This is a genomic window from Streptomyces phyllanthi (genome assembly GCF_009377205.1).
GTDB lineage: Bacteria > Actinomycetota > Actinomycetes > Streptomycetales > Streptomycetaceae > Streptomyces > Streptomyces phyllanthi.
Genome location: NZ_VJZE01000370.1, coordinates 1 through 9,504, shown reverse-complemented (window position 1 = coordinate 9,504; position 9,504 = coordinate 1). Strand labels below are relative to the sequence as shown.

General features: G+C 71.1%; 5 protein-coding genes. 1 reads left to right on the top strand and 4 read right to left on the bottom strand.

The window, feature by feature from the left end; genetic code table 11:
• The first annotated feature begins 198 nt into the window (after positions 1-198).
• Complete coding sequence (nadA, locus tag FNH04_RS34595) at positions 199-1,383, top strand: quinolinate synthase NadA (RefSeq protein WP_322724708.1); 1,185 nt, start codon at positions 199-201, stop codon at positions 1,381-1,383.
• Positions 1,384-1,419: 36 nt separating this feature from the next.
• On the opposite strand, the gene FNH04_RS34590 is transcribed toward nadA, so the two are convergent.
• From FNH04_RS34590 to FNH04_RS34570, 4 genes are all read right to left on the bottom strand, one after another.
• Positions 1,420-3,696 (bottom strand): protein kinase domain-containing protein, encoded by a 2,277-nt coding sequence (locus FNH04_RS34590; RefSeq protein ID WP_425588632.1) that lies wholly within the window; start codon positions 3,694-3,696, stop codon positions 1,420-1,422.
• A gap of 99 nt (positions 3,697-3,795) precedes the next feature.
• Positions 3,796-6,996, bottom strand: a complete 3,201-nt coding sequence (locus FNH04_RS34585; RefSeq protein ID WP_152789806.1) for an efflux RND transporter permease subunit — start codon at positions 6,994-6,996, stop codon at positions 3,796-3,798.
• A gap of 180 nt (positions 6,997-7,176) precedes the next feature.
• The gene (locus FNH04_RS34580) at positions 7,177-7,863 is read right to left on the bottom strand and encodes a response regulator (protein ID WP_152789805.1); all 687 of its coding nucleotides are present in this window, start codon (positions 7,861-7,863) and stop codon (positions 7,177-7,179) included.
• A gap of 171 nt (positions 7,864-8,034) precedes the next feature.
• Positions 8,035-9,303: a sensor histidine kinase gene (locus FNH04_RS34570; protein WP_322724705.1), complete on the bottom strand. Its 1,269-nt coding sequence runs from the start codon at positions 9,301-9,303 to the stop codon at positions 8,035-8,037.
• Positions 9,304-9,504: the final 201 nt, after the last annotated feature.

Below are 9,504 nucleotides of genomic sequence, written 5' to 3'. Positions count from 1 at the left end.
GGGTGGGTCGGTGCGGGCCACCGGGATTCATGTCACATCGACGCAATGGCCATCGTCAAAGTGACGTGAAGCGGTTATGATAGATAGCGTCAATTCGACGAAAAGCCGTGTTCGACACAAGCCGTAACGCTGTCCCGCATGTCCCGCCGGTCCGGATCTCCCGGGCCGGCGAGCCGCAGAAAAGAAAGGGTGCGTGCCGTGACCACCGCCCAGACCCAGGAGCTCGACGTACAGCCGACGCCCCTCGCCCTGTTGCTGCTCGGCCGGGAGGCCGACCCGAGGAGCGAGCGCGGTGTCGAGTGTCCGGGTGATCTCCCCTCCCCGTCCGACCCCGACCTGGTGGAGCGCGCCCGCGCGGCCAAGGAGAAGCTCGGGGACAAGGTCTTCGTGCTCGGCCACCACTACCAGCGTGACGAGGTCATCCAGTTCGCCGATGTGACAGGTGACTCCTTCAAGCTGGCCCGGGACGCGGCGGCCCGCCCGGAGGCGGAGTACATCGTGTTCTGCGGCGTGCACTTCATGGCGGAGTCGGCGGACATCCTGACGTCCGACGACCAGAAGGTCGTCCTCCCGGACCTGGCCGCCGGCTGCTCCATGGCCGACATGGCGACGGCCGAGCAGGTCGCCGAGTGCTGGGACGTGCTGACGGAGGCGGGGCTGGCCGAGCAGGTCGTGCCCGTCTCCTACATGAACTCCTCCGCGGACATCAAGGCGTTCACGGGCAAGCACGGCGGCACGATCTGCACCTCCTCGAACGCGAAGCGGGCCCTCGAGTGGGCCTTCCAGCAGGGCGAGAAGGTCCTGTTCCTGCCGGACCAGCACCTGGGCCGCAACACGGCGGTGCGGGACATGGGGATGTCGCTGGACGACTGCGTGGTCTACAACCCGCACAAGCCGGGCGGCGGCGTGACCGCCGAGCAGCTCCGCGCCGCGAAGATGATCCTCTGGCGGGGGCACTGCTCGGTGCACGGCCGGTTCAGCCTGGACTCGGTGAACGACGTACGGGCCCGCATACCGGGTGTGAACGTGCTGGTCCACCCGGAGTGCAAGCACGAGGTCGTGGCCGCGGCGGACTACGTGGGCTCCACGGAGTACATCATCAAGGCGCTGGAGGCGGCGCCGGCGGGCTCCAAGTGGGCGATAGGCACCGAGCTGAACCTGGTCCGGCGCCTGGCGAACCGTTTCGCTCCCGAGGGCAAGGAGATCGTGTTCCTCGACAAGACGGTCTGCTTCTGCTCCACGATGAACCGCATCGACCTCCCCCACCTGGTCTGGGCCCTGGAGTCCCTGGCCGAGGGCAACCTGGTCAACCGCATCGAGGTCGACAAGGAGACGGAGGCGTTCGCGAAGCTGGCGCTGGAGCGGATGCTGGCGCTGCCGTAGTTGCCGTAGTCGCCGTCCTTTCGTCCCGCCCCGCCGTCACCCCGAGACGGGTTTCCGCTCGGGGTGCGCGGGGTCGAGGCTGAAGACGGTGCCGTCGGGAGCGGTGACGACCAGCGCGCCCCCGCTGAGCTGCACCTCGGGCTCGACCGTGGCGCCGGAGATCACCCGGGTGACCCGTGGCAGCGTCTCCCACAGCAGCGTGCCCTCGCGGGCGTCGAGGGCCGCCACCCGACCGCTCGTGCTCGCCATGTACAGGGTGCGTGTCCGCGGGTCGTACATGGCCTTGCCCGGATTCTCCAGGCTGGTGGCGGTCTGCCAGAGCTGCTTGCCCGTACGGGCCGAAACGGCGGTCACCTTGCCGTTGGCCCGTACGATCCACAGGGTGCCGTCCGCCAGCGTCGGCTCCCCGTCGTAGCCCTTCGCCAGCTTCGTCGTGCTGCGGTTCGTCGTCTCCGGGTCGATCAGCAGGATCCGGGCCATCGCCAGGCCCGCCGCGGACGTCTCGCCGTCGGCGGACGGCAGCGCCACGGCGAGCCGGCCGTCCATGCTCCCGACGACGGCGCTCACGTACGGCACCTCGATGCGCCGTACCGAGCCGTCGGTCCGGTCCACCGCCAGGACCAGGGCCTTTTCGGAATCGTCCAGGGTGCAGTGTGCGTACAGGTCTGTGCCGGGCGTCAAGAACGTGCAGTAGTAGCCGTCGGGTACCTTCGTGGTCCAGCGCGCGGCGCCGGTGCGCGGCGACCGGGCCGTCACCGTCCGGCCGTCGGCTTCGGCCGTCAGGACCACGTCCCCGGACAGGACGAGGTCGACGTTCTCGTCGTTCACCTCGCGGGACCACAGCTTGGCGCCGGTCTCGGTGTCGAGGGCGACCACATGGATCGTTTCGGTCTCGCCGTCCAGGCTGGTGATGTTCTGCCGGACGAGCATCACACCCTCACGGACACCGAGGAGCTTGGCCCAGTATTCCGCGCCCCCGGCGCCGGCCGGTGCGAGGTCGGCGCGCCAGACGGTCTTGCCGGTCAGACCGTCCAGACGTACGGGGAGAACTCCCTGGCCCGAACAGTAGGCCGCGAGGTCCTGCATCCGACAGGCGGAGTCGCCCTCGAACGAGCTCGCGATCGCCTTCCGCGCGCCGAGCGGCGCCGTCTCGTTCACCGTCGTCTGCCAGGGCTGCCAGCCGTCGGGCAGCGCCGGCCACCGTGAGGAGGCAGACGGTGAGGGGGACGGCGAAGAGGCGGTCCGGTCGGCGCTGTCCGCCCAGCCCGGACCAAGCAGCAGATAGCCAGTCAGCCCCAGGGCGAGCACGCCGACCGTGCCGGTCGCGGCCCACAGCGGGCGCCTGCCGCCGCGGCGGCCGGAGCGGGGCGTGTTCGTCCGCCCGGAGACGCTTTCGGAACCGGTGGCGGCCGTCCGGCCGGCGCCGTTCCCGGAGCCGGCCTCCCCATGGGCGATCAGCATGTCCAGACGCAGGCTCACGGTCTGCGGGTCGTCGTCCGCCGGCTCGGGCAGGACGGCCGCGAACTCCCATGCCAGTTCGTCGAGTTCGGGCCGGTCCGCCACCTCCTTGGCCAGGCAGCGCTCCAGCACCGCGCGCAGCGGCTGCGCCAGCCCGTCCAGCACGGGTTCGTCGTGGACCACCCGGTAGGCGGTCATGTAGGGGCTGTCCGCGTCGAAGGGACCGCGCCCGGTGACGGCGTACACCAGCAGCGCCCCGAGCGAGAACACGTCGGAGGCGGCGCCGACCTTACGGGCGTCGGTGAACTGTTCCGGGGACATGAACGGCGGAGTGCCGATCATCTGGCCCGTATCGGTCAGGGTCTGGTGGTTCTCCGCCGCGCGGGATATGCCGAAGTCGATGACGCGGGGGCCGTCCTCGGCCATCAGGACGTTGGCCGGCTTCAGGTCCCGGTGCACGACCCCGGCCCGGTGGATGTCCCGCAGCGCCTCCACCAGTCCCAGGGCGAGTTGCCGCAACTCGGCGCCGCGCAGCGGGCCCTGGTCGCGCAGCCGGTCGGCGAGCGAACGGCCGGGCACGTACTGGGTCGCCATCCAGGGCCGGGCCGCCTCCGGATCGGCGTCCATGACCGGCGCGGTGAAGGCGCCGCTCACCTTGCGGACGGCTTCGATCTCCTGCCGGAAGCGGGCCCGGAAGACGGCGTCCTCCGCGTACTGAGCGTGCACCACCTTGACGGCGAGGTCCCGGCCCGACCGGGACCTCGCCCGATAGACGACTCCCATGCCCCCGGCCCCGAGCCGGTCGACCAGCTTGTACCCGCCGACCGACTTCGGGTCGTCTCTCTGCAGTGGCACCGCCCGCATCTCCCTCCCCCGTGCAGCAGTTGGTGCCCGTAGCATACGTAACGCCGCTATGGTCCAGACCACGTGGGGCAGGCCGCGCGGGCCGGACCGTCACACGCCCGCGGGCTCCGGCTCGTCCGAGGACGAGTCCGAGTCCGAGTCCGGAGACGAATCCGAGGACGAGTCCGAGGCAGGCGTCGGCCCGGACGGCAGTCCCGCCTTCTTCGCCCGCTTCGCCGCCCTCTTCTTCGCCCGCCGATCCTTCCGGAGCTCGATCATCGTGTAGAGCGTCGGCACCAGCAGCAGCGTCAGCAGCGTCGACGTGATCAGGCCGCCGATCACCACCACCGCCAGCGGCTGCGCGATGAAGCCGCCCTCGCCCGTGATGCCCAGGGCCATCGGGAGGAGCGCGAAGATCGTCGCCAGGGCGGTCATGAGGATCGGGCGCAGGCGGTGGCGGCCGCCTTCCACCACGGCCTCGACCACGCCGTAGCCCTGGCGGCGGTACTGGTTGATCAGATCGATCAGGACGATCGCGTTGGTCACCACGATGCCGATCAGCATCAGCATGCCGATCATCGCGGGCACGCCCATGGGGGTGCCGGTCGCGACCAGCAGTCCGATCGCGCCCGTCGCCGCGAAGGGGATCGAGACGAGGAGGATCAGGGGCTGGATCAGCGAGCGGAAGGCCGCGACCAAGAGCATGAACACGATCGCGATCGCCGCCAGCATCGCCAGGCCCAGGTTCGCGAACGCCTCGTCCTGGTCCTGGGAGACACCGCCGATGTCGGCCGTGGCGCCCGCCGGGAGCTTCAGGGCGTTCAGCTTGGTGGTGAGGTCCGCGCTCACCGCGCCCGTGTTGTCACCCGTCGGCTTCGCCGTGATGGTGGCGGCCCGCTGGCCGTCGATACGGGTCATGGAGACCGGGCCGTCGACCAGTTCCACGTTCGCGATGTCACCCAGCTTCACCGCGCCCAGGCGCAGGTTCTCCAGCTCGTCCAGCGTGTCCGCCGGCTTCGCCGACCTGATGACGATGTCGCGGTCCGTGTCGTCCAGGATCGCCCGGCCGCTCGTCGTGCCGCGCACCGCCTGGGTGACGGCGGCGCCGAGGGTGGCGTCGTCGAAGCCCGCCGCGGCCGCCTTGTCGTTCGCCCGTACCGAGATCCGCGGCACGCTCTGTGCCAGGTCGCTCGTGACGTCCGTGACGTCGTCGAGCTTCGCGACCTCGTCGCGGACCTCCTCCGCGGCCTTCCGCAGGACATCGGCGTCGGCCGCCTTGACGACCACGCTCAGGTCCTGGCTGGCGAAGCCGTCCCCGGCCGCGACCGTCGTCGTACCGATCCCGGAGAGCTTGCCGAGCCCCTCCTCGATACGGTCCTGGACGTCCTCGGACGACGCGGAGTCCTCCAGCATGATCGTGTACGACGCCTGGTTGGTGTCCGTACCGCCGCCGAAGGCCGCGAGGAAACCGGACGAACCGACCGTGACCTGGTAGTCCTTGACGCCCTCGACCCCGCCGAGCATCTTCTCGACCTTCCGGGCCACCTTGTCCGTCGCCGCCAGGCTGGTGCCGGGCTCCAGCTCCTGCTTGACGGTGAGGACCTCCTGCTCGCCCTGGTCGAAGAAGTTCGTCTTCAGGAGAGGGGCCATGGCGAAGGTGCCCACCAGGACCGCCACCGCGATCGCCACACTCGTCAGGCGGCGGCGGGTCGCGAAGCGCAGGACCGGGACGTAGGAGCGCTGGAGCCTGCTCCTCGCCTCCTTCTCCTCCGCCTTGCGGCGCGCCTCGTCGGCGTCCTCGGGCGTGCCCTTCGGAGCGCGCAGGAACCAGTACGACAGCACCGGCACCACCGTCAGCGACACCAGGAGCGAGGCGAGGAGCGCCGCCGTCACCGTCAGGGAGAAGGAGCCGAACAGCTCGCCCACCATGCCGCCGGTCAGGCCGATGGGCAGGAACACCGCGACTGTCGTCAGCGTCGAGGACGTGACCGCGCCCGCGACCTCCCGTACCGCCTTGAGGATCGCCTCCTGGCGCTCCTCGCCGTAGCCGAGGTGGCGCTTGATGTTCTCCAGGACCACGATCGAGTCGTCGACGACCCGGCCGATGGCGATGGTCAGCGCCCCGAGCGTGAGCATGTTCAGGGAGAGGTCGCGGGTCCACAGGACGATCAGGGCCAGGACCACCGACAGCGGGATCGAGACGGCCGTCACCAGCGTCGAGCGGATCGACGCCAGGAAGACCAGGATGACGAGGACCGCGAAGACGAGACCCAGGGCGCCCTCGGTGGTGAGGCCGTCGATGGACTTCGAGACCGCCGGGCCCTGGTCGCTGACCACGGTGATCGTCGTGCCCTCGCCGAGGTCCTCGCGCATCGCGGGCAGTGCGTCCTCGACCGCCTCGGAGATGGCGACCGCGCTGCCGTCGCGGTCCATGGTGACGCTCACGGCGAGGCTCGGCCGGCCGTCGGTACGCGTGATGGAGTCGGCCCTGGCCTCCTCCTGCTTGACGGTGGCGACGTCACCGAGGCGTACGGGCTTCTTCGCGCCGCCGGACGCCCCGCCGGACGTCCCCTGACCGGTGACCATCAGGTCCTCGATCTGCTGCAGCGAGGTGAAACCGCCGCCGACCTGGACGGTGCGGTTGGCGCCGTCCTCGTCGAACGAACCGGCCGGGACGGTCGCGCCGCCCGCCTGGAGGGCCTGGCCCAGCGCGGCGGGCGTGAGACCGGCCGCGGCCATGTCCTTGTCGTCGGGTGTCACGGTGACCTGGAGGTCCCGTACACCGTCCACGGTCACCTGGCCGACGCCGTCGATGTCCTCCAGGTCGGCCACGACGGTACGGTCCAGCCGGTCGGCGAGGGCCTGCTGGTCCCCGTCCGAGCTGACCGCGAGGACGACCGTCGGGATGTCGTCCGTCGAACCGGCGATGACCTGCGGGTCGACGTCCTCCGGGAGCTGGACGCGGGCCCGGTTCACGGCCTGCTGGACGTTGGCGACGAGGTCGTCGGTGCCGTTGCCGTAGTCGAAGGACACCATGACCAGGGCGTTGCCCTCGCCGGCCGTGGAGGTGACGCCGGTGATGCCGTCGACGGCTTCGAGGCTGTTCTCGATGGGCTCGACGACCTGCTTCTCGACCACGTCGGGCGACGCGCCCTGGTACGGCGCCAGGACGGACACCATGGGCAGTTCGATGGTGGGCAGCAGCTGCTGCTTGAGCTGGGGTATCGCGATCGCCCCGAAGGCGAGCGCGATGATCGACATCAGGCCGATCAGGGCCCGTTGCGCGAGGCTGAATCGTGACAGCCAGGACATGGGTCGGGTCTCTCTTCTGTGAGCGGCAGAAGCGGTCGCGTACAACGCACGGACGGCACATGTGAAGCACATGTGAGCGCCCGTCCCTACACCCTGAGCCATCGCGAGGGGCCGACCCGTACCCCCCAGGTCCCGTTCCTTATACGGCGCATACTCCGGCCGCAGTACGCCCGCTTCGGCTCACTCCACCCTTGGACGTACGAGGCCCGACTCGTAGGCGATCACCACGAGTTGGGCCCTGTCCCGGGCGCCCAGCTTGGCCATGGCCCGGTTGACGTGTGTCTTCACGGTCAGCGGGCTCACTTCGAGCCGCTCGGCGATCTCGTCGTTGGAGTGCCCGGCCGCGACCTGCACGAGGACCTCGCGCTCCCGTACGGTCAGGGAGTCGAGCCGGTCGGAGCGGGCGGGGTCGCGCTCCTCGTCCTCCGCACCGTCCCCCTGGGCGAGGAACCTGGCGATGAGCCCCTTGGTGGCGGCCGGCGACAGCAGCGCGTCGCCGGCCGCCGCGACCCGGATGGCGTTCAGGAGTTCCTCGGGCTCGGAGCCCTTGCCCAGGAACCCGGAGGCGCCCGCGCGCAGCGACTGCACCACGTACTCGTCGACCTCGAACGTCGTCAGCATGACCACCCGGACGTGCGCGAGCGCCGGGTCGGCCGTGATGAGCCGGGTGGCGGCGAGCCCGTCGGTGCCGGGCATACGGATGTCCATCAGCACCACGTCCGCCCGCTCCCGGCGCGCGAGCTCCACGGCCTCCGCCCCGTCCGAGGCCTCGCCCACGACCTCCATGTCCGGCTCCGAGTCGACGAGTACGCGGAAGGCGCTGCGCAGGAGCGCCTGGTCGTCGGCGAGCAGGACACGGATGGTCATACGGGTTCCCCCGGGGTGCTGGCGATCGGACGGACGGTCGCTTGGTCGCTCGGGTCTCGTCCGGCGGTCTCGTGGTGTGCGGTCGGCTGCCGTGCGGTCGGGTGGTGTGCGGTCGGGTGGTGTGCGGTCGGGTGGTGTGCGGTCGGGTGGTGTGCGGTCGGGTGGCGGTGGTTACGCGGTGGTGCCGCCCCCGGCCGGAGCCGTACGGCTCTTGACCGGCAGGATCGCATGGACGCGGAAGCCGCCTCCGTAGCGGGGGCCCGCGGTACAGCTGCCGCCGAGGGCGGTGACGCGTTCCCGCATACCGAGCAGGCCGTGACCGCCACCGGCACCGGCACCCTCCGTGGCGTGGCCGTCGTCCTCGTCCGGCCCTCCCGGTCCGGCGTGCTGTCCGGTCCCGTTGTCGAGCACGGTGATCTCGATGTTCGGTCCCACCCGTACGACGCTGACCTCGGCCTTCGCTTCGGGGCCCGCGTGTTTCCGCACGTTGGTGAGGGCCTCCTGGATGACGCGGTACGCGGCGAGGCCGACGGCGGCGGGGAGTGCGGTGCCCTGGTCGGCACGGGCGACCTCGACGGGGAGGCCGGCGTGGCGGAAGGTGTCGGCGAGTTCGTCGAGCCGGTCCAGGCCCGGGGCGGGCTCGGTGGGGGCCTCGGGGTCGCCGGACTGTCTCAACAGGCCGACCGTGGCGCGGAGTTCGTTGAGCGCGGAGCGGCTGGCCTCGCGGACGTGGGCAAGGGCCTCCTTGGCCTGGTCGGGACGCCTGTCCATGACATGGGCGGCGACTCCGGCCTGGACGTTGACGAGGGCGATGTGATGGGCGACCACGTCGTGCAGGTCGCGGGCGATACGGAGGCGTTCCTCGGCGACGCGGCGGCGGGCCTCCTCCTCGCGGGTGCGCTCGGCTCGTTCGGCGCGTTCCCTGATGGCGTCCACGAAGGCCCGGCGGCTGCGTACGGCGTCTCCGGCCGCGGCGGCCATGCCGGACCAGGCGAAGATGCCGAGGTTCTCCTGGTCGTACCAGGGCAGGGGGCCGGCGAGCATCGCGGTGCCGGTCAGCACGGTCATGGTGAGCAGGCCGACGCGCCAGGTGGTGGGGCGGTCGGTGGTGGAGGCGACGGTGTAGAGGGCGACGACGGCGGACATCGCGACGGGCGCTCGGGGGTCGTCGGCGGCGAGCTCGACGAGGGAGAGGACCGCGGTGGCCGCGAGGACGCCCCTGGGGGCGCGGCGACGGAGGACGAGGGCTGCCGCGGCCAGTGTCATGAGGGTGAGACCGAGGGCGTCCGGGGTGCGGGCGCCCCATTTCGCTCCGTGATCGGCGTGCGGGTCGACGAACGAGGCGGCCACCATGCAGACGAGGACGGCGGCCGCCAGGACCGCGTCCAACGCCAACGGGTGCGTTTTCGGCCAGGTTCTGGCGCGGAGGAGGGTGCTCACGTCGTCACACGGTACGGGGGCCCTGCCGGGGGCGGAACGGGTGCTGGCGGTACCCGGTGCTCGGGGCGCCGTCGTGGGGGCTGCGCCCCCAGGCCCCCCGCCCGGCCTGACGGCCTTATGGGGGTGGGGTGTGCGGTGTTGTCGGCCTGCTGGCCGGTGGGGGCTGGTCGCGCAGTTCCCCGCGCCCCTGAAAGCCTGGCC